Raw genomic sequence first — 22,068 nt, 5'->3', positions numbered from 1 at the left:
CCGCTCTTCAAAGCCAGGCACGTTTTGCGTACACTGCTCATCAACGATACCCGACTGCCGATTTCATGACCCAAGCCCTGCACAGCCAAGCTCGTACCACCCATCTGATACGCGAGGAAATTCGAACCTCCACGCTGTCCCAGGCCGAGCTTGCCCGGCTCTACAATGTCTCGCGCCAGACGATTCGCAAGTGGCAGGATCGCGACAGTCCTGTCGACCGCTCGCATTGTCCGCTCACGCTGAACACGACGCTCACGCCGACGCAAGAACTCATCGTCGTGGAGCTGCGCACGACGCTCTTGCTGCCCACTGACGACCTGCTGGCGGTCACCCGTGAGTTCATCAATCCGGCAGTCTCCAGAGCCGGTCTGGGGCGCTGCCTGCGTCGCCACGGCGTGTCGGATCTGCGTGACCTCGTCGCTCTGCAGGAGCCGGAAAAGCCGGTCGAAAAAAAGTCCTTCAAGGACTACGAGCCGGGCTTTTTACACATAGATATCAAGTACTTGCCGCAGATGCCGGACGAAACAGCGCGTCGCTATTTGTTCGTTGCCATCGACCGTGCAACGCGCTGGGTCTACATGGACATCTACGCCGATCAGACCGACAGCAGCAGTGTCGATTTCCTGGCGAAGGTGACGGCAGCCTGTCCGGTCAAGATCGTCAAGCTGCTCACCGATAACGGCAGTCAATTTACAGACCGTTTTACTAGTAAGAAAAAAGACGCCGAGGGCAACCGGATACCCAGTGGCAAGCATGTGTTCGACATCCTTTGCAAGCAGCTCAAGATTGAGCACCGGCTCATTCCGCCACGCCACCCGCAAACCAACGGCATGGTGGAGCGCTTCAATGGCCGCATCAGTGAGATCGTTAATCAAACCCGGTTTGGTTGCGCAGCCGAGCTCGAAGCAACGCTGCGCAATTACGCCAAAATTTACAACCACAACATTCCTCAGCGCGCGTTAAACCATCAAACGCCGGTTCAGGCACTCAAGAAATGGCATGAAGAAAAGCCGGATCTGTTCTTAAAACGCGTATATAACCAAGCGGGTCTTGACACATAATGAGTGCTGGTGTTGAAGCCTTGTTTACGTCCGCGCCGGGATTGAAATCGCCATGGGAAGTGGTCAAGGTCGACTTCGACACCGCCAAGCGGGGATCGATTACGGAGTCGCCTTGAATGCGAAGCAGTTGCCTTGGCCTGTTTGCGGCGTGAACGCGCAAGGCATCCATGACAGGGTCAACCGCGACTGGCGCAATCTCGATTTCGTCCAGCAAGCTGAACCGCATCGAAATTCTCTGGAAACAGGTCAAGTACTTTTGGCGCGAGTTCGCTCGCCTGACCGGCAGTGACTGTTCGACGAGGTTAATTCCATCATGGCAAGTTATGGCAGAATTTACGATAAATTTCCGGTGACTACTTAGCCTGAATTTTGCATAAAAAAGGGCAAGAATGCCGTAAGTGATTGATAGAATGGGAGTTATCTAGAAACCTACCCTGTCAACAAAAACGCCACCTTGCCCGACATGAATTCTACCCCAGAGCAGCTCCGTTTTGCATCCATTCCCGCGCACAGCGTCCGCGCCGATTTCGCCGGTGGGGGTTTGTCGTCCGATCTCGGTCCAGTTTTGCTGCGCGGAGTCGACCTCCAGATTGGCTTGACCAAGCGCCTCGCTGCGGCCTTGCCTGACCGCCGTCATCAGAGTTACGTCAGCCATTCGTATCACGATCTTCTGACACAGCGCATCTACCAGATCGGCTGCGGTTACGAAGACGGCAATGACGCGAACAGCCTGCGCCACGACCCGATGTTCAAACTTGGCGCGGCCCGTTTGCCGTTCGACGACGAGGCCGCGCTGGCGTCCGGGGCGACGATCTCGCGCTTCGAACATGCGGCCAGTCGCCAGGACATCTACCGCGTCAGCGAAGCGCTCGTGGAACAGTTCATCGCCAGCTTTTCCAGCCCGCCAAAGAGCTTGATTCTCGACCTGGATCACTCCGAGGATGCGTGCTACGGCCAGCAGCCGCTGGCGTTCTACAACCACCACTATGGTTCGACCTGCTACTTGCCGCTGATGATTTTCGACGGCCAGTCGGGCGGCTTGATCGCGGCGGTGCTGCGGCCCGGAAGGCGACCATTTGGCGAAGAGAACGCGATGATCATGCGGCGCGTTCTGACGCGGATTCGTCAGCACTTCCCCGCTACTCATGTTCTCGTACGTGGCGACGGACATTTTAGCGGGCCTGAATTAATGAGCCTGATCGACAGCATGTCGAACGTGGACTTCATTTTTGGTTTCGCCTGCAACCCCAAGCTCCTTGCGATGGCCGAGCCGACCAGACTTCGCGCCATTGACCGGTGGGTGGCTGCACAATCGCAGGACGTGGTGCCCAATGCGGTGCGTCTGTTCGACGAATTTGCTTACCAGGCGCGTTCTTGGCCGAGAGCCTGGCGCGTGTTGCTCAAGGCCGAGGTCATGGCCCTTGGCGAGAACACGCGCTTCATCGTCACCTCGCTGCCAGGACTCGATGCCGGTATGTTGTACGAGGATATCTATTGCGCGCGCGGTCAGGCCGAAAACTATATCAAGCATCTCAAGGATGACCTCGCCGCCGACCGTACCTCCTGCACCAGCTTTCTCGCCAATTGCATGCGCCTGTTGCTGCACGCGGCGGCCTACATCCTGCACCAGCAACTGCGCACCGAAGGGCTGCGGCATACCGCGCTGTCGCAGGCGCAGCCATCAACGGTCATTTCCAAACTGTTCAAAATCGCCGTGCAGGTCAGGCAGTGCAAGAACAAGATCGTTCTACATTTACCAAGTGCCTGTCCAGTCAGAGATCTGCTGCAGACGTTGACCGAAAGACTGTATTTGGCAACGCCCGCCAAGTCCTTGAACTCGTCCTGAGTAAGACACGTCCGGTCTGCCGAGAATTGACCACTCCGTCGCCAACATCAACCTCATACCGCTCCATTTGATATGCCGATTGATCGGGTAGGCGGGCTATTGCCCGCGACATCGTGATCGTCACCGAGAAGCTCATGGATCGCCGAACCGGCACTGCGGCAGCAGTTTATGAAACATTCAGGTTAGCAACGTTGTTGATCTCGTCAAGCCCGCTTCGCGTAATCGATGCAAGTGCGGCGATCGGATCGACGTCATTAGATCGACGTCATCACCGGCAACGTCATCCTGAAGCAAACTGATGTCGCCTTGCCGGGCGCGCTGCCCGTCGGGCTGCGCCGCCTGCACAACTCGGGCAATCCGAGCGGCACGCTATTTGGCAAGGCATGGGCCAGCACCTGGGGCCGATGGATCGAAGTGAAGGGCGACGCGGAGCTGGTGTTCCATGCCGAGGATGGCGCATCGATGCGTTTCGACATGCCGGAGCACGGCGCCAAGGTCACCCATGGCGTCTATCAGGCGTACAGCGTGAGCCGGCTCGACGGCCACTTCCTGATCGCGCAGCTCGATGCGACGCATTGGCATTTGTCGGCCATCACGGACCGCAACGCGAACCGGATTGCGCTGATCTACGACGGCGCGGTGCTGAGCGAGGTGCGCCACAGCGGCGGCACGCGCCTCAAGGTCGAGGCGAGCGAACACGCCATTACCCGCATCAGTTTGCTGCATGCGGATGGCGCGCAGACCACCCTGGCCAGCTACACCTACCATGCTGACGGCGAGCTGTCGGCCATCGTCAACTGCAGCGGTTTGCCGCTGACATACACTTATGACGGCGCCCATCGCCTGACCCGCTGGCAGGACCGCAACGGCGTGTGGATCGGCTACCGCTACGACACCAGGGGGCGCTGCGAACAGACCAGCGGGGGCGGGGGCGGCCATATGACCGGCGGCTTCGTCTACGACGATGCGCGCAAGGTCAACACCTATACCGATTCGCTGGGCCACGCCACCGAATACCACTACAACGACGATTACCAGGTCATCAAGGAAGTCGATGCCCGCGGCGGCGTCAGCCAGTTCGATTTCGACGCGCATTGCAACCTGGTCGCGGCCATCACGCCGGGCGGCGCGGTCCTGCGCTGGGCTTATGATGCGCGTGGCAACATGGTTGGCCACATCGATGCGTCGGGCAAGGAAACCGTCGTCGCCTACAACCAGCGCGACTTGCCGGTGGCCGTGACCTCGCCCGACGGTACGCGCATCGAACGCGGCTACGACGAGCGTGGCAACCTGGTCCAGGTCGGCGGAAGCGGCGCATGGACGCGCTTCGAGCATGACGCGCAGGGCAATGTGCTGCGCGTCGTTAATCCGGCTGGAGCGCAGGCCGCCTTTACCCACGATGAGCGCGGGCTGCTGACCAGTGTCACCGATTGGCTGGGCAACCCGACCCGGCTCGCGCGCGACGCCTTCGGCAGGGTCAGCGCGCGCACGGACCCGCAGCAACATACCAGCCATTACGTCTACAACGTCGAAGGCTTGCCGCTGGAGATCACCTTGCCGGGTGGCAGCCGCCACCTCGCCAAGTATGATCCCGAAGGCAATTGCATCGCGCGCACCGATGCGCTGGGCAACGTGACACGCCACGCTTATGGCGCATTCGACCGGCTGACCCAGACGACCGAGGCCAACGGCGCCGTCACGCGCTACGAATACGATACCGAGCTGCGTCTGAGCGCCGTTGTCAATCCCATGGGCGAGCGCTGGAGCTATCTGCGGAACGCCACCGGGCAAGTCATCGCGGAAACCGATTTCGCCGGCCGCACCGTTCAATACGAGGTCGACGCCGACGGTCTGGTGATCGGTAAACGCACGCCGTCGGGCCAGCATACGCGCTATCTGCGCAATCACGCGGGCCAGTTGCTTGAACAGGTCGCCAGCGAGGGCAGCACGCGCTACACCTACGATGTGCTGGGCCGCCTGGATAGCGCCGTCAATGCCGACAGCGATATCCGCTTCGAGCGCGACGCACAGGGGCGCGTGATCAGGGAAACCCAGAATGGCCGCAGCATCGTGAGCGGCTACGACCTGATGGGCCGGCGCACCGAGCGCAGCAGCTCTGGCGGACACAGCAGCGTGTGGGAATTCGACGCCAACAGCCTGCCGCTTGAACTGACCTTGCCCGATGCGCAGATGTTCAGCTTTTTTTATGACAGCGGCGGTCGTGAAACAGGGCGGCAATTGCCGGGCGGCGCCCGCATCGAGCAGGAATACGACCCGCTCAACCGCTTGACCCGGCAATGGACCGGCATCGCCGCGGACAAGGGCCGACAGACACGCACCTTGCAGGAACGCGCGGTCAATTATGATGGCAACGGCAATCCGCGCAAGCTGGGCGAGCGCAGCGCCGGTGTCATCGACATCGGTTACGACAATGTGGGCCGGGTGACCCAAGCGAACCGTGGCAACGGCGGCGAGCAATACGCTTATGATCTCGCGGGTAATCTGATCGATGCGATCAAGCAAAAAGCGCTGCTCGACACCGACGACGGCAACGCCGACACGCGGGGACAACGCCTCCATCAGCGCGGCAAGCTGATGCAAGCTGGCAAGGTCAAGTATGAATATGACCTGGAAGGCCGCGTCACGACGCGTATTGAAGGCAAGCGCTGGGGCCGGCAACAGCACTGGCACTATATCTGGAGCAGTGAAAACCGCCTCAAGCGCGTGATCACGCCCGATGGCGATGCCTGGGACTATACGTATGATGCCCTGGGCCGCCGGCTGACCAAAAAGCAGGTTCCGAGCGATCGCGCTGCGCGCTTTACGGAAGTGGAATACCTGTGGGATGGCCACACGGTCGCGGAGGAAAGGCGTTTTGGGAGGAAGCCGGACGGCAAGGGCGGATCGGACCTCATCGAGGAGATCTGCGCCACCTGGGACTACGAGCCTGACAGTTTCAGGCCGCTCGCCAGGACCGAGACGATCCGGCGCAAGGGCAAGGAAACCAGCAAAACGTATGCGGTGGTTCTTGACCATATCGGAACGCCGAAGGAGCTGATCGACGCCGATGGCGGTATTGCCTGGCAGGCGAGGAGCAATCTGTGGGGCGAGATCGAGGAAACGACGGTCAGCCAGACCGATTGCCCGATCCGCTTCCAGGGGCAGTACTACGACGCCGAGTCGAAGCTGGCGTACAACTGGCATCGCTATTATGATGCGAGTACCGGGCGGTATTTGACGCCGGATCCGTTGGGCTTGGCGGGTGGGCCGAATCCGTATGCGTATGTGGATAATCCGTTGAGTTCCACGGATCCACTTGGATTAATGGACGCATGTAACGGGGAGAATAAGCCTGATTTTATTGTGACATCCAATGGCGATATTGGGGCGACTGCGGGGTTAGGCCCTAAGAAGTTGCTTGCGCTTCAGCGTGAACTAAGAGTGGCCGAGATGACGGGGGGCGTTCTGCGACAAGAGCGCGCGTTGTAAACGGCGAGTTGATAACTGAAGATGCCCCAATAGTGAACCGTCTTGGTGAATCAGGTATAGACGTTTTTGGTAAATCTGGAGAGCTGATTCAAGTCGGTGGTCCAGGTAAAAACGCAAATCCAGCAGTGCTCGTAAAAACAAAGAATGCTTTGAAAGTCCTTAAAGAAGAAGCAATTATAAGAAAAACGAAGGCCCAAGTATATTTTGAAGAGGGGGGCAGTGCTAGATTTAGCGAATTGATTATTGAATCTCAAAATATATTAGGCGAAGATAACGTGTTTATCATGAAGGAATAAGGAGTGATGATGGCATATCATATTTTCATCTCACATGGAACTGATAGCGGAATTTTTTTTCTCGATGAATATCTGGGGTCGGCAGTCAGTGTAGATTTTTATTGGGAATCCGTCGGTCGTAAATTAAATCTTCCAATAATCTCGAGCTTCACAGCGAGCGCAGATTACGATGATGGATTTACGCTTTTTGGCGATGATCTGGTGGCTTTTAAAAACGAAATTGATGTGTTTGAGACGTATTGGATTGAGGAAAGTGAAAAAAAACATCTTCCAAAGGATTTTTTGGAGCGTGTAAAAATAATTAAGGAAGGAGTTGGCAAAGCAATTGTTGATGGATTAACGCTCATGATTGCATAGATAGTTGAAGTGAATAGCGTGGACGATGGTGGCAGTCTTCTGTTAAGGACTCACGCAGGGGACGGGCCACTTCGTTGCTAATTTTCTAGAAAGTAAAGCTGGTGCGTAATATAATATCGGGAGGAAATGCAAGCGAATAACTGAGGCCCAATGTCGTTTCGAGTGGAAGTTGACAAGCCATGCACATCTCCTGATCGGTCAGACATCTATATTGGTCTCGAAAATCGTCAGTATCACAACGGGAAAGTCAACCTCTACCGACGCGCAACGAATAGAACAGTTTAGCAATTTGGTGGGAATCTGCCTCACGTACTATCTGCGACTATCGCCCATGCTCGGACAGCACCAGCACCGGCCCGCTGGCCACCAGCACCATTTCACGCACCATCAAATTCAGGCGCATCTGCACCGCGTCGCGCAGCGGTCCCTGAATCGGTTTAAAACCGAACATCTTCAGCACCCCGCGCACGATCTCTTCCTGGCTGGCGCCGAAGTGTCGTTCCACCACCTGGATAATCGCCATTTCGATCTCCTTGGGCGGCAGCATGTCGGCGCGGCGCAGGCCATCCGACTCCACGAACGTGCGGTCGCGTACCGTGACCGGGCTGCCCGGCTTCCACACAAAGCCGTTCAGGCGCGCCACCAGGCCGCTGGCGACGGCCGCGTCGACCGCTTTCTCGGTGGCCGCTTCCATGCGTGAGCCGACCCGCTGCAAGCCCCAGGCCTTGCGCAGCCGGACCACGATCTCGTCGAGATGGACCGGCCCCTCGATATAGACGATCTGTTCGACCAGGTCGACCAGCACCTCCAGTGGCGCTTCATGCAGCTCGTACTCGCCGCTCGGCCGCACCATGGACGCTTCCACGTAGCGGTTGCGCCGCTGCGGCGCTTCCTCCACCGGCACGATCGCCACTTCCGTGACGATCTCGCGCTCGATCCGCACGCTTTGTGGCGCCGGCGCCTGATGCAGCTTTTTACTCTCTTCCGCGCGTAGGTCGAGCGTCTTGCGCGCCTCATGGATGGCGGCGATCACGCGCGCCAGTTGCTCCTGCGGACGCTGGAACCAGTCGGTGCTCCAGATGCGGTGGATGATCCAGCCATGGTCTTCCAGCACCGCCTGGCGCAGCCGGTCGCGGTCGCGCGCGGAACTCGACGAGTGATACGCCGCGCCGTCGCATTCGATCCCCAGCAGGTAGCGCCCCGGTTGGTCCGGGTCGGGAATGGCAAGGTCGATGAAAAAGCCCGCGATGCCGACCTGCGGATGGACCTCGAAGCCACGTTCCTTGATGGCGGCCGCCACGTCGACCTCGAACATGCTGTCGTAATCGCGCCCGCTCCTGACGGCCACGCCGAGCTGCCCGGTGCGCGCGTAGCGCAAAAACAGCTTGAACGCCCGCACGCCTTGGCCCTTGCCGCGTTCGAGGTCGATGTCTTCGTCGGTGATCGACGAGAACACCTCGCAGCGGCGCTTGGCGCGGCTGATCAGCACATTCAAACGGCGCTCGCCGCCTTCCGCGCTCAACGGCCCGAAACGCATGTTGACCTGGCCGCTTGCGTTGCGCCCGTACCCGACCGAGATGAGGATCACATCGCGCTCGTCGCCCTGCACGTTTTCGAGGTTCTTCACAAAAAACGGTTCGCTCGGATGCGACTGGAAAAAGCCTTCGGCCCGCTGGTTGGCGCGCCGCAGCAGCTCGAGCTGGTCTTCGATGGCCTTGCGCTGCACCACCGAGAAGGTGGCCACGCCCAGCGAATGCTGCGGTGTCTGCAACGCGTGGCGCATGATGGCCTCGGCCACCGCCTTCGCTTCGGGCACATTGGTGCCCGTGTTGCCCGAGTCGAAAACGCCATCCGCCACGTGCGTGAAGCGCAAGCCCATGCCCGCTTCCTGCGTGTAGGGACTGGGCACGATGAACAGCTTGTTCTCGTAGAACTGGCTGTTCGATACCGCGATCAGCGACTGGTGGCGGCTGCGGTAGTGCCAGCGCAGCATGCGCTGCGGCAGGCCGCGCGCGGTGAACAGGCCCAAAATGCTTTCGATGTCGGCCACCTGCGCTTCGCCGCCGTCGGTATCAAGCTCGTCGCCGGCGTCGCTGGTCATCTTGGCGAAGAAGCGGGTCGGCGGCAGCTGGCGTTCGTCGCCCACCACCACCACCTGGCGGCAGCGCGCGATCGCGCCGAGCGCGTCGACCGGCTGGATCTGGCTGGCCTCGTCCATCACCAGCAGGTCGAAGGTGAGCTGGCCGGGCGGCAGGAACTGCGCCACCGACAAGGGGCTCATCATCAGCACCGGCTTGAGCGCCTGGATCGCCGGCGCCGCCTTGAGCATCAGCTGGCGAATCGGCATGTGGCCGCGCCGGCGCGCCATTTCGCCGCGCAGCACGCCCAGCGGGCCGATGGCGCCGCCGCCCTGCGGAATGCGCTTGAAATGCGCGCGCGCCACTTCGATGCTGGCCGCCGCGATGCGCTGCAGGTCCAGTTCCACGAACTGGCGCACTTCGCTGTCGTGCACCTGGCCGTCAAACGTGGCCAGGGCCGGTTCGGCGCGCACCTGGGCCGCATACAGCGCCTCGAAATAGCTCATGTTGAAGCAGGCCGGCGCGTCGCTGGCCGCCAGGCGGCCGCTTTCCATCTCGTCGACCAGGCGGGCCATGCCCATCAGCCGCGCCTTGCCGCTGCGCTCGCGCCAGGTGACCCAGCGCGACAACTGTTCGGCCTGCGTGATCCACTGGCCGAAGTGCACCAATATGTCGGCAATCGGCACCTGCGCGATGCGCTCAAGGCCGAACAGCGATTGGGCGTCGGCGCACAGGGTCTCGAACAAGCCTGTCAGCTCGTTGTTCCAGGCGATATAGGTCTGTTCCAGCACGCGGGCCCGCTGCAGCGGCAGGCCGCGTTCCTCGTGGCGCGCCACCATTTCCGGCAGGGCCGGATTGGCGGCGATCCACTGCGCCGCGCCAACCAGGAACGGCCAGTCCGAGGCCGCGCCTTGCCAGTGCGCGCCGAAGGCTTGCTCGCCCAGCGCGCGCGCGCCGTGGATGCTGGCCGAGAGGCGCTGTGCGGTGGTCAAGGCGTCGAGCACCGGCAGCAGGTCCGACAGGCGCGCCGGCCGGAACGCCAGCGCGCTGCGCACCGTGCCCAGGACGCCGTCGATGGTGGCGACAAACGTGCCCACCGCCGACAGGTCGGCATGTTCGACCGTCAGGATATCGGGGAACATGTCGCGGATGGCGGCGCCGCAGTCGTTCCAGCAGTCGCGCAGCAAGGTCAGTGTGTTGTCGAGCGAGCGCTGGACGTGCTCCACGCGCACGGCCAAGGCAGGGCGGTCGCTCACGCTGGCGGCGATCAGGCGCGGTTCCGGCCCCATGCCGCGCAGGGTGCGCATCCACGCGACAAGGGCGCGCAGCGGCACCGGCGACGAGCGCTCGGAGCGCCAGTCGGCGCCAAACGCGGCGCGTCCGAGCTGGTCGTTCTCGCGCAAAAAACGTATGGTCTGCTGGCCGGCCGACAAACGGTCCAGAATGTCGATCTGGCTGGCCAGGTCGATGTCGGGCGCGCGCAGCACCGACTTGACCAAGCCGTTGGCATGGCGCCAGTCGTCACGCAGAAAGCGCAGCATGCTGCCGCCATGGATGGCCAGTACCTGGCGCACTCCTGTCAGGTCGGCCTCCCATGCGGAGTCGAGAACCTTGTTCTGCAAGTAGCCGCGCGCTTCCTGCAGCGACGCCACCGCCTCGGCCAGGTCGGCGGCCTGCTCGATGCCGTGGTCCCAGACGCTGGCCGCCAGTACCTCGGCGCTGACGTCCGGCGCGCAAGCGATGCGCTGTCCGAGCATGAGGGCCTTGCCGATATCGGCCAGGGTGCCGGTACGGGCGGATGCGCCCAGGTGCTGGCGCAGGCGCTCGGTATCCTGCAACAGGGCCGGCAATTGCGCCGCAAGACGCGCGATGCGGCCGAACGCCTCGTCGCTCATCCCTGCCGGCAGGGGACGCAGCGCCAGACGCGCCGGTTTCAGGTCCATCGTCCAGGCGGCGGGGGAGACTTTGCCTTCCAAAAAAGTGACCAGCTGCGCGTACTGCGTGCCCAGTTCCACCAGATTGGCCAGTTCTTCGCGCTGCGTGCGCCATACCGGCGACGACATGGCCTGGCGCGACAGGCGCGGCGCACTGGCCACACGTTCGGCCATGGCGGCGATGCGGGTAAAATCGTCGCAACTGTCGGGCGGACCCATGTCGAGAGAGGCGGCAAGGCCGGTCTGGCTGGCCGCCAATTCCGACAAGCCGGTGCTCGAATGCGTGATGCGCTGGCCCAGGCGTTCCATTTCGGTCGGCGAGATATTCGTCATGCGCACGCCGCGCCACGGGTGCCGGGACGGCAAGCCCATGTCGGCCAAGCGTTGCGCCAGTTCGCTCACCAGCTGGTAGCGCTGCGCGCGTTCGTCCGGTGTCCAGGTGTCGGCCTGGTCGAACGCATCCTGCAGCGGCGCGATGCGCTGGCGCTGCAATTCGGTGATGTGGCCAATCACCTGGTAGGGTGTCAGGCGCGCCACCGGGTGCGGCGCGTGCATGCGGTCCGCGTGGCCGTTGAGGGTGTCGCGCGCCAGTTGCAGGCGCGCGTTGAGGGTGGCGGGCAGTTCGCCGCGCGGCGCGCCCAGGTCGGCAGTGCGGCGCAGTTCTTCCAGCAGCACCCGCTTGTTGGCCTTGTTGCTGTGCAGTTCAAGGCAGGCGTCGCCCACGCCGGCGTGATCCAGCCGGCGTTTGACGACGTCCAGCGCGGCCATTTTTTCGGCCACGAACAGCACACTCTTGCCGTCGGCGACCGCCGAGGCGATGATGTTGGCGATGGTTTGCGACTTGCCGGTGCCGGGCGGGCCCTGGATCACCAGATTGCGCCCGCTGCGCACGTCGTGCACGGCCAGCGCCTGCGAACTGTCGCAGTCGACGATGTGCAGCAGTTCCGATGGCGGGATCACGGCATCGATCGGTGTGCCGTCCGGGATCGTCAAGGCGTCGCTGGTGAAGCCGTCCGACAGCAGGCCGCGCATCAGCGGCTGGCCGAGCAAGCCTTCCTGCACCGGCCACACGGCCGGGTCGAGGTCGCGGTACATCAGGAATTTGGCGAACGAGAAAAAGCCCAGCACGACGTCGTCGGCCAGGACGCGCCAGTCCTGCTTGAACGCGATGGCGCGCGAAACGTCGCCCATGTAGGCGGCCGGATCGAAGTCGTCGCCGGCCTCGAACGGCGGCAGGGTGATGCCGTGCACCCGGCTCAGGAAGGCTTCGAGCGAGAGGTTGGCCGACAGTTCTTCCTGGCGCCAGCGCAACTTGAACTGTTCGGCCGCATTGCCGCGCTGGAGACTGACCGGAATCAGGATCAGCGGCGCATAGCGGATATTCCTGGCGTTGGCCGGGTCGATCCATTTCAGGGTGCCGAGCGTGAGGAACAGGATGTTGACGCCCTGTTCTTCTTCCAGGGTGCGGGCGTCGTTGCACAGGTCGAGCAGGCGCTTTTGCAGGCCTTTCGAGGTGAGCTTCGTTTGCAGCTTGGTGTCGTTATGGCGCAGCATGACGCCGCGCTCGTCGACGGCGTCGTCGGGCTGGGCCAGTTCGTCGAGCACGTCGGCATCCTGGTCCGACTCGGGCGCGCCGCCCGGATAGGCGGCGTTACGGCCCGGCAAAAAGGTGAGCGAGCGATTTTCCGTCACCAGCATGCGGAAAATGTCGCTGGAGCGCTCGTCGGTCACGTCGATGATGCGGGTCGCCTTGGCCGAGCGCGGAATGTTCAGCAGCCGGTTGCGCGCCGACAGGTCGAGCAATTCCATGCGCGCGCGTTCGAGCTTGTCGTGCGCGCTGAGATTGCCATCAAGGAACTCCGAGAGTTTCTCCGGCGCCGCCTCGGGCGCCGCCCCGTCAGGGTGTTTGGACAGCAGGTCGGTCTTCTTGTTCTCAGCTTCACTCATGAATTAATACTCGCGGCGATCCGGTTTAATTTCCTGCAAAATGGTGGTGGCGATTTCTTCGATGGACTTGGTGGTCGACGACAGCCAGCGGATGCCTTCGCGCTTCATCATCAGCTCCGCCTCGTTGACTTCGTAGCGGCAATTTTCGATGGACGCGTACTTGCTGCCTGCGCGCCGCTCATGGCGGATTTCGGACAGGCGCTCCGGCGTGATCGACAGGCCAAAAATCTTGTCGCGGAATGGCGGCAGGTTCGACGGCAGGCGGCCGCGCTCGAAATCGTCGGGAATGAGCGGATAGTTGGCCGCTTTGATGCCGTACTGCATCGCCAGATACAGGCTGGTCGGCGTCTTGCCCGAGCGCGACACGCCCACCAGGATCACGTCGGCCGAGGCCAGGTTCTTGTGCGACTGGCCGTCGTCATGCGCCAGCGAGAAATTGATCGCCTCGATGCGGTTCTTGTACTCCTGGCTGTCGACAATATTGTGCGAACGGCCGATGGTGTGGGTCGACTTGACCCCCAGTTCTTGTTCCAATGGTGCAACAAAAGTCTGGATCAAGTCCATGTGCATGCCACGCGACTGCCGGATCACGTTCGACAGGTCGGGCTTGACCAAGGTCGAAAACACGATCGGACGCTGCCCATCCGTGGTGAGCGCTTCGTTGATCTTGCGCGCCGCGTCGTAGGCCTTGTCGAGCGTGTCGATGAAGGGCAGGCGTACCTGGCGGAAACGCATTTCGAACTGGGTGAGGACGGCATGGCCGAATGTCTCTGCCGTAATACCTGTGCCGTCGGAAACGAAAAACACCGTGCGGGCGGAGGTGGGCAGGGGTGGGCGTGGATCTGTGGTCATATTTGTCGTGTCGGCTTCCTGTGCTGCCAATGTTTCAAGTTGTGCGCTGTAAATTCGCGGCGCAGGCTGTAAAATGCTCTGCAACGCATCAATTGTGCGGCACGACCCAAAGAATAACAAGAAAACATAGTCAGTCCCGCTCTGCGTACAGATTTCTACTATCAGTAAGGGTGTTTGTTATGACCAGCTTGTCTACCTCAGCATTGAAGGAACCGGATCGCACCGGTGTGTACGTCGCATCGTTCGAGACCTTGCGCATGACCGATGTGGAATCGGTCGGCGGAAAAAACGCCTCCCTGGGCGAAATGATCAGCCAACTGGCTGGCGCCGGTGTCCGCGTGCCGGGCGGCTTTGCCACCACGGCCGACGCTTTCCGCGATTTTCTCGCGCATGGCATCGACGGCGGCCCGTCCCTGGGCGACCGCATCGCGACCCGCCTTGAGGGCTTGAACATCGACGACGTGCGCTCGCTCGCCGTGGCCGGCGCCGAAATCCGCAAATGGATCGTCGAAACGCCGTTCCAGGCCCGCCTGGAAGAAGAAATCCGCAGCTTCTATGCGCGCCTGGTTGCCGATTCCGAAGTCGAAATGTCGTTCGCCGTGCGTTCCTCCGCCACTGCGGAAGACTTGCCGGATGCATCCTTCGCTGGCCAGCAGGAGAGCTTCCTGAACGTGGTCGGCATCGACAACGTGCTGGAAGCCATGAAGCACGTGTTCGCGTCGCTGTACAACGACCGCGCCATTTCGTACCGCGTGCACAAGGGCTTTACCCACGCCGAAGTGGCCCTGTCGGCCGGCGTGCAGCGCATGGTGCGCTCGGACCTGGGCGCCGCCGGCGTGATGTTCACCATCGATACCGAGTCCGGCTTCAAGGACGTGGTGTTCGTCACCTCCAGCTATGGCCTGGGCGAGACGGTGGTGCAGGGCGCGGTCAATCCCGACGAATTCTATGTGCATAAACCGATGCTGGAACAGGGCAAGTCGCCTGTTATCCGCCGCAATATCGGCTCCAAGCTGCTGAAGATGGAATTCACCAACGAGGCCAAGGCCGGCCGCTCGGTCAAGACCGTCGACGTGCCGATCGAAATGCGCAACCGCTATTCGCTCAACGACGCCGAAGTGGTGGAACTGGCCAAGTACGCCGTCATCATCGAAAACCACTACGGCCGTCCGATGGACATCGAGTGGGGCAAGGATGGCCGCGACGGCAAGCTGTACATCCTGCAGGCGCGTCCGGAGACCGTCAAGTCGCAGCAAAAACCGACCGACGCGCAGCAGCGCTTCAAGCTCAAAGGGAGCGGCACGGTGCTGGCCCAGGGCCGCGCCATCGGCCAGAAGATCGGCGCGGGCAGGGTGCGCGTGATTCACGATCCGTCCGAAATGGAACGGGTGCAGCCGGGCGACGTGCTGGTGGCCGACATGACCGACCCTAACTGGGAACCCGTGATGAAGCGCGCTTCCGCCATCGTTACCAACCGTGGTGGCCGTACCTGCCACGCCGCGATCATCGCGCGCGAACTGGGTGTGCCGGCCGTTGTTGGCTGCGGCGACGCCACCGAGACGCTCAAAGACGGCATGCTGGTCACCGTGTCCTGCGCCGAAGGCGACGAGGGCATGATCTACGACGGCTTGCTCGAAACCGAAGTATCGGAAGTGGCGCGCGGCGAACTGCCCCCGATCGCCACCAAGATCATGATGAACGTCGGGAACCCGCAGTTGGCCTTCGACTTCCAGTCGATTCCGAACGGCGGCGTTGGTCTGGCGCGTCTTGAGTTCATCATCAATAACAATATTGGTGTGCACCCGAAAGCGATTCTCGAGTATCCGAACATCGATGCGGACCTGAAAAAAGCGGTGGAATCGGTCGCACGCGGCCATGCCTCGCCGAAGGCCTTCTACGTCGACAAGCTGGCCGAAGGCATCGCCACCATCGCCGCGGCATTCTGGCCAAAGCCGGTGATCGTGCGCCTGTCCGACTTCAAGTCGAACGAGTACAAAAAGCTGATCGGCGGTTCGCGTTACGAGCCGGATGAAGAAAACCCGATGCTGGGCTTCCGTGGCGCCGCGCGTTATCTGTCGCCGGACTTCGCCGAGTCGTTCGAGATGGAATGCGCCGCCATGAAGCGCGTGCGCAATGACATGGGCCTGACCAACGTCGAGATCATGGTGCCGTTCGTGCGTACCTTGGGCCAGGCTGAAAAAGTCGTCAACCTGCTGGCCAAGAATGGTCTCAAGCGCGGCGAAAATGGCCTGCGCCTGATCATGATGTGCGAAGTGCCGTCGAATGCGATCCTGGCCAATGAGTTCCTGCAGTTCTTCGATGGCTTCTCGATCGGTTCCAACGATCTGACCCAGCTGACCCTGGGCCTGGACCGCGATTCGGGCATGGCACTGCTGGCAGCCGATTTCGACGAGCGCGATCCGGCCGTCAAGGCGCTGCTGTCGATGGCGATCAAGGCTTGCCGCGAGCAGGGCAAGTACATCGGCATTTGCGGACAGGGGCCATCGGACCACCCGGATTTCGCGGCGTGGCTGATGGGCGAGGGCATCGAGTCGATGTCGCTCAATCCTGATTCGGTGATCGATACCTGGCAAAAACTGGCTGCACTGTAATGCATGACCGTCCGGCGTAACAGCGCCGGTCGCGCCCCCTGAAACCGTCGTTTCCGCCATGCGCGGACACGGCGGTTTTTGTTTTTCAGCGGCCGAAACGAACGCGGAGCGCTCTCAGGGGCGGGCCAACCGTTCCAGGTAGGCGCAGAACATATCGGCCATAGCATCGGCGTAGGCTGCGATGTCCGGCAGCGTACGCGGGCTTTCCGAAAAGTCCTTGCCCACGGTGCCTAAGGTCGCGGTGATCAGGTCGCAGGCCAGTGTGCGGCTTGCCTCCGCTGCCTGTGGCAGCACCTCGCGCATGAAATCCTGAAAAATCCTGTCTCCCGCAGCGTTCGCCGCTTGCGCTTCTGGCGCATCCCGGTACAACGGTGCCGCATCGCTGAGCGCGACGCGCATGCCGGCTTCCTCGCATTCCGACCGGATGAAGGCATGCACCAGCGCGCGCAGGCGCTCGAACGCCGGTTTGTGCGTCTGCTCCAGGATGTTTCGCAGCATGTCCGTGGTCTGCTGCCATTCGTCGCTTTGCAGCCGGAACAGGATCGCCGCCTTGTTCGGAAAATATTGATATATCGATCCAACACTGACACCAGCCCGCTCGGCCACGCGCGCCGTCGTGAAGCGCTGGGCGCCTTCCTGCGCCAAAACCTGAATAGCCGCTTCCAGGATTGCTGAGACGAGCTCGGTCGAGCGCGCTTGCTTGGGGGCCTTGCGCGAGGAGATTTGCGGAATTTGACGTTTGTTCATGGCACCGAGGGAAGGTGAAAAAAATGCGAATAGGAAATGCGACTAATTCCTCATATTATAACAACACGACGAATCAGTCGCATTTTAACCGGGCGCCGGGCGCGCCCACATTCGAATGGAACATTTTCATGACCAACACACTGACTACCGCTCCGCTGCCGGCCTTGCTGGACCGCCTGTTCCGGCAGGCCGCTGCCGCCACCAGCCCGGCCATCGCCGCCATGTCGAGCGAGGAACGCGAGCGCTTGATGCTGAGTAAAACCGACTACCAGGAGTTCTACAGCCGCGCGAAGGATCTCTGGCTGCCGGTTTCGCGCGACACCGGGACCTTGCTGTACCTGCTTGCGCGCAGCGCCAAGGCCCGCTCCATCGTCGAGTTCGGCACCTCGTTCGGCATCTCGACCCTGCACCTGGCTGCCGCTCTGCGCGACAACGGTGGCGGCCGCCTGATCACCAGCGAATTCGAGCCGACCAAGGCGGAGAAGGCGCGCGACCATCTGATCGAAGGCGGCCTGAGCGACCTGGTGGAGATCAGGGAGGGCGATGCGCTTCAAACCCTGGCCTTCGACCTGCCCGAGTCGGTCGACCTGTTGCTGCTCGACGGCGCCAAGGCGCTGTATGCCGACGTCCTGCAGCTGGTCGAGGCGCGCCTGCGGCCGGGCGCGCTGATCATCGCCGACAACGCCGACTATTGCCCGCAATACCTGGCCCACGTTCGCTCGCCCGGCAGCGGCTACCTGTCCGTGCCGTTCGCCGGCGACGTCGAACTGTCGATGCGGCTGGGCTGACCTGGCTTCCAACGCTGTTACCAATTTCAATTCAGGAGAAATCAGATGCATGTATTTGTCACCGGCGCCACTGGATGGCTCGGATCGGCGGTAGTTCAGGAACTGATCGGTGCGGGACACCGGGTCACGGGGCTGAGCCGCTCCAGCGAAAAGGCGCTTGCCCTGGCGGCAGCGGGTGCCACGGTCCTGCGCGCCACGCTCGACGACCTCGACGTCCTGCAAGCCGCCGCCGCGGCAGCCGATGCCGTGATCCACACCGCGTTCAACCACGACTTTTCCAGATTCCTGGACAACTGCGAACAGGACCGGCGCGTGATCGGGGCCTTGGGGCGCGCCCTGGAAGGTTCAAGCCGCCCCTTGCTGGTCACCTCGGGCCTGTATGGCATGGGCAGGGGCGCGAGCGAGACCGACCTGCCCGATCCCGCCTCGCCGCGACTATCGGAAAGCGCCGCGCGGGCGGTTGCCGAACGTGGCGTGCGCGCCGCCACGATTCGACTGGCGCCGTCGGTGCACGGTCTTGGCGATTATGGTTTCGTGCCGATCCTGGTGCGCCTGGCAAGGCAGACCGGCGTATCGGCCTACCTCGGTGAAGGCAATAACTGCTGGTCTGGTGTGTATCGGGACGATGCCGCGCGGGTCTACCGCCTCGCGCTGGAGCAGGGCGTGAGTGAATCCGTGTATCACGCGGTCGCGGACGAGCAGGTAGCTTTCAAGGTGCTCGCAGGCATGATCGGCAAGCACCTTGGCCTGCCGGTAGTATCGCGGGAACGGGAACACTTCGGCTGGTTCGCCAACATGGCTGGTGCGGACATGTCGGTATCGGGTGCGCGCACGCGTGAACTGCTCGGCTGGACGCCGCAAGGCCCCAGTTTCCTCGCCGATCTGGACCAGCCGGGCTACTACGCCGGATAAAACGGTGCTGCCGGAACGAGCATGATTGAGTAGTTGACTCTTCCCCAAAACCCGATAGACTGAGCGCATTAAAGTTAATCCAACAAGACCATTATAAATACTAACTTTCTAACAAATTCTCACCCTCGTCGTCCATCCCGGGCCACGGGGGTTTTTGCTTTTTATAACCTGGAGGAGTGTCATGGCTGACTGGACGTGGTGGCTGGCGCTGGCTGGCGCACTGGTAATTTTTGAATTGTTCACGGGCACGTTTTACGTCTTGATGATCGCCATCGGGATGGCGTGCGGCGCCATCGCGGCGTTGATGGGCTACGGTACGCCGGGCCAGATACTTACCGCCGCCGTGGTCGGCGTGATCGCCACCGGGCTGCTGCACCGCAGCCGCTTCGGTGCGCCCGGCCGCCAGAATAGCGCGCGCGATCCGAACGTGAACATGGATATTGGCCAGAGCGTCAACGTCGACACCTGGAGCGAAGGCAAGGCGCGCGTCATGTACCGCGGCGCGCCGTGGGATGTGGAACTCGGCCCCGGCGCACTGGCCGAAGCGGGCAGTTTCCGGATCGTCGAAGTGCAGGGCAGCCGCCTGATCGTCGCCAACAAGTAGATAACAACAACTGAAAGAGGTAGCCTATGGAAGTTTTCGGAATGATGACAATCGTCCTCTTTGTCGTGGCGCTGGTGTTCGTCTTCAAGACCATCAACGTGGTGCCGCAGCAGCATGCCTGGGTGGTCGAACGCCTTGGCAAATACCATGCGACCCTGGCCCCTGGGCTGAACATCGTGGTGCCGTTCATCGACCGCATCGCGTACAAGCACGTTCTCAAGGAAATCCCGCTCGACGTGCCGCCGCAGGTCTGCATCACGCGCGATAACACGCAGTTGCAGGTGGACGGCATCCTGTACTTCCAGATCACCGATCCGATGCGCGCTTCGTACGGCTCGTCGAACTATCTGGCGGCGATCACGCAACTGGCGCAGACCACCCTGCGTTCGGTGATCGGCAAGATGGAACTTGATAAAACTTTCGAGGAGCGCGATCACATCAACATCACCATCGTCAACGCCATCGACGAATCGGCCGCCAACTGGGGCGTGAAGGTCTTGCGCTACGAGATCAAGGACTTGACGCCGCCGGCGGAAATCCTGCACTCGATGCAGGCCCAGATTACCGCCGAACGCGAAAAGCGCGCCCTGATCGCCGCCTCCGAAGGGCGCAAGCAGGAGCAGATCAACATCGCCACCGGCGAGCGCGAAGCGGCGATTGCCCGTTCCGAAGGCGAGAAGCAGGCTTCGATCAACCGCGCCGAGGGCCAGGCCAAGGCCATCGTGGCGCTGGCCGAAGCGAACGCCGAAGCGTTGCGCCAGATCGGCGCCGCCATCCGCGAGCCGGGCGGGCAGGAGGCGGTCAACCTCAAGGTAGCGGAGCAGTATGTGGATGCGTTCTCGGAACTGGCCAAGACCAACAATTCGATCATCGTGCCGGCCAATCTGGGCGAGATGAGCGGCTTGATCGCCAGCGCCATGCAGATCGTCAAAGCCCAGAAGTAAGGAGCGGCCATGCGCGTGATCGTCATCACCGGTAGTTCGGACGGCATCGGGGCCGAAATGGCGCGCCAGCTGGCCGCGCGCGACGGCGCCAGGGTGGCGCTGGTGCTGGCCGCCCGCAACGGCGCCATGCTCGATTCGGTGGCCGGGCAGTGCCAGTCGCTCGGTGCGCAGACCTTGTGCGTGCCGACCGACGTATCGATGCAGGCCGAGTGCATCGCCTTGATCGAGGCCGCGGTGGCGCGCTTCGGCCGCATCGACGCGCTCATTAACAATGCGGGCCGCTCGGCCCACGCGCGTTTCGAGGATGTGCAGGACCTGGGCTGGTACGAGGACTTGATGCGGGTGAACCTGTGGGGCAGCGTGTGGTGCACGCACGCGGCGCTGGCGCACCTGAAGGCGGCGCGCGGCAGCATCGTGGCGGTGTCGTCGCTGTCAGGACTGGTCGGCGTGCCCGGACGGAGCGCGTACGCGGCGACCAAATTTGCGATGGCTGGTTTCTTCGAAGTCCTGCGCGCCGAGTTGAAGGGCGCGGGGGTGAGCGTGACGACCGCCTATCCCGGCGTGGTGGCCACGCAGATCCGCCATCACGGCTACAACGCGGCCGGTCAGCAGTTGGGCAAGAGCCTGCTCAAGGAAGAGGGCGCGATGACGGTGGAAGAATGCGCGCGCCAGATCATCGATGGCATGGAGCGGCGCAAGCGTGAGGTGGTGATGACTACCAAAGGTAAGGTAGGACGTTTCCTCAAGCTGATCGCGCCGGGGATGGTTGAGCGGATGGCGCTGGCCGCGGTGAAGGAGCAGTAGCTGGCGAGCGGCAGGGGGAGCGGAACGGCTTACTTGGTTGGAAGATGATTCCGACAGACGCGCTTGCAGAGCACAGGAGATGTCGCGTGCATCTTGACCGTGCGGCCGAAGTCGAGCACCAGTCGGCGTGCATGGTCGTCATATTTGGCCGCCCGGTACATGATTTCCTGCAGCACCGTTTTTAAACGACGACGTTTCGCCGGATGCCTGACCGGCGAAATTTCGCCTGTCAAGCCAAGCTGGCCGAATAGGCGCAAGCAGTCATAGGCGAACATCGCCAGATGCATGATCGCATCGTTGCTGTCGAACTCGCCCGACGGCAGACGTTCCATGTCGAGGTCGGTCTTGATTTCGGAGTGAAATTGTTCATGGGGGCCGTGGCGGCGATACAGTCGGATGATTTCCTCGGGTGCCGCGTCCAAACTGGTCCACCAGCCTTCGATCTCAAGCGCCGGCTCGATCAGGTGCTGCCCTTTCTTGTCGATGCTGCGCTCGGTGACCAACACGACCAGGCGCATGGTCCGGCGTTCCTTGCCGCGGGCGCGCTCAATCTGCCGCGACAGCAAGGCGCAGCGTTTGCCGGGGCGCGCCTCGCTGAACGCATTGGCTTGCTCGGCACTCGCCACCCAGGCTGCCTTGTCCTGTTTGCGGGGATTGCACTTGATGACATCGTCCTGGTGCCGCCCGAGCGGCACCAGGCGCTCGCGCCCGGCCTCGCATTGCAACAACAAATTGGCACTGTCGGAGCCGCTATCCTTGCGCAACAGGACAGGTCGGTCGGCAGCGAGCAGGCGCTC

Annotated in this window: 15 protein-coding genes and 1 pseudogene; 12 read left to right on the top strand and 4 right to left on the bottom strand. The window is 61.9% G+C overall.

Features of this window, described 5'->3' with window-relative positions:
- The first annotated feature begins 65 nt into the window (after positions 1-65).
- The 6 genes from IV454_RS26680 to IV454_RS26655 all read left to right on the top strand — a co-directional run bounded on the left by IV454_RS26680 (position 66) and on the right by IV454_RS26655 (position 7,049).
- Positions 66-1,061, top strand: coding sequence for an IS481 family transposase (locus IV454_RS26680; protein ID WP_206088629.1), 996 nt, complete (start codon positions 66-68; stop codon positions 1,059-1,061).
- Positions 1,062-1,173: 112 nt separating this feature from the next.
- Positions 1,174-1,350 (top strand): hypothetical protein, encoded by a 177-nt coding sequence (locus IV454_RS26675; protein WP_206088628.1) that lies wholly within the window; start codon positions 1,174-1,176, stop codon positions 1,348-1,350.
- A gap of 174 nt (positions 1,351-1,524) precedes the next feature.
- On the top strand, positions 1,525-2,907 hold the full coding sequence (locus IV454_RS26670; RefSeq protein WP_206092847.1) for an IS1380 family transposase: 1,383 nt from the start codon (positions 1,525-1,527) through the stop codon (positions 2,905-2,907).
- A 258-nt stretch (positions 2,908-3,165) separates the two neighbouring features.
- Positions 3,166-6,396, top strand: coding sequence for an RHS repeat-associated core domain-containing protein (locus IV454_RS26665; RefSeq protein ID WP_307730236.1), 3,231 nt, complete (start codon positions 3,166-3,168; stop codon positions 6,394-6,396).
- Positions 6,397-6,428: 32 nt separating this feature from the next.
- Positions 6,429-6,692, top strand: coding sequence for a hypothetical protein (locus IV454_RS26660; RefSeq protein ID WP_206088626.1), 264 nt, complete (start codon positions 6,429-6,431; stop codon positions 6,690-6,692).
- 3 nt (positions 6,693-6,695) lie between these two features.
- On the top strand, positions 6,696-7,049 hold the full coding sequence (locus IV454_RS26655; RefSeq protein WP_206088625.1) for a hypothetical protein: 354 nt from the start codon (positions 6,696-6,698) through the stop codon (positions 7,047-7,049).
- 322 nt (positions 7,050-7,371) lie between these two features.
- Here IV454_RS26655 and IV454_RS26650 read toward each other — a convergent pair whose 3' ends face one another.
- Positions 7,372-13,008, bottom strand: coding sequence for a DUF3320 domain-containing protein (locus IV454_RS26650; protein ID WP_206088624.1), 5,637 nt, complete (start codon positions 13,006-13,008; stop codon positions 7,372-7,374).
- Between the two features lie 3 nt (positions 13,009-13,011).
- Complete coding sequence (ppsR, locus tag IV454_RS26645; RefSeq protein ID WP_206088623.1) at positions 13,012-13,860, bottom strand: posphoenolpyruvate synthetase regulatory kinase/phosphorylase PpsR; 849 nt, start codon at positions 13,858-13,860, stop codon at positions 13,012-13,014.
- Between the two features lie 179 nt (positions 13,861-14,039).
- Between ppsR and ppsA the strand changes: the two genes are divergently transcribed.
- Entirely contained in the window at positions 14,040-16,472 is a 2,433-nt protein-coding gene (gene ppsA, locus IV454_RS26640; protein WP_206088622.1) for a phosphoenolpyruvate synthase, read from the top strand.
- Positions 16,473-16,586: 114 nt separating this feature from the next.
- On the opposite strand, the gene IV454_RS26635 is transcribed toward ppsA, so the two are convergent.
- Positions 16,587-17,219, bottom strand: coding sequence for a TetR/AcrR family transcriptional regulator (locus IV454_RS26635; protein WP_206088621.1), 633 nt, complete (start codon positions 17,217-17,219; stop codon positions 16,587-16,589).
- 128 nt (positions 17,220-17,347) lie between these two features.
- On the opposite strand from IV454_RS26635, the gene IV454_RS26630 reads away from it, so the two are divergent.
- The 5 genes from IV454_RS26630 to IV454_RS26610 all read left to right on the top strand — a co-directional run bounded on the left by IV454_RS26630 (position 17,348) and on the right by IV454_RS26610 (position 21,271).
- Positions 17,348-18,007, top strand: a complete 660-nt coding sequence (locus IV454_RS26630) for an O-methyltransferase (RefSeq protein WP_206088620.1) — start codon at positions 17,348-17,350, stop codon at positions 18,005-18,007.
- Positions 18,008-18,052: 45 nt separating this feature from the next.
- Positions 18,053-18,919: an SDR family oxidoreductase gene (locus tag IV454_RS26625; RefSeq protein WP_206088619.1), complete on the top strand. Its 867-nt coding sequence runs from the start codon at positions 18,053-18,055 to the stop codon at positions 18,917-18,919.
- A gap of 181 nt (positions 18,920-19,100) precedes the next feature.
- Complete coding sequence (locus tag IV454_RS26620; RefSeq protein ID WP_206088618.1) at positions 19,101-19,523, top strand: NfeD family protein; 423 nt, start codon at positions 19,101-19,103, stop codon at positions 19,521-19,523.
- Positions 19,524-19,564: 41 nt separating this feature from the next.
- Positions 19,565-20,467, top strand: a complete 903-nt coding sequence (locus tag IV454_RS26615; RefSeq protein ID WP_370663175.1) for an SPFH domain-containing protein — start codon at positions 19,565-19,567, stop codon at positions 20,465-20,467.
- Between the two features lie 9 nt (positions 20,468-20,476).
- Positions 20,477-21,271 (top strand): SDR family oxidoreductase, encoded by a 795-nt coding sequence (locus tag IV454_RS26610; protein ID WP_206088617.1) that lies wholly within the window; start codon positions 20,477-20,479, stop codon positions 21,269-21,271.
- Between the two features lie 29 nt (positions 21,272-21,300).
- On the opposite strand, the pseudogene IV454_RS26605 reads toward IV454_RS26610, so the two are convergent.
- Positions 21,301-22,068, bottom strand: a pseudogene (locus tag IV454_RS26605) (transposase family protein); the annotation flags it as partial.

This window comes from Massilia antarctica, from assembly GCF_015689335.1.
Classification (GTDB): Bacteria; Pseudomonadota; Gammaproteobacteria; order Burkholderiales; family Burkholderiaceae_D; genus Telluria_A; species Telluria_A antarctica.
The sequence above is the reverse complement of the archived record's forward strand: the minus strand, read 5'-3'. Positions and strand labels throughout refer to the sequence as shown.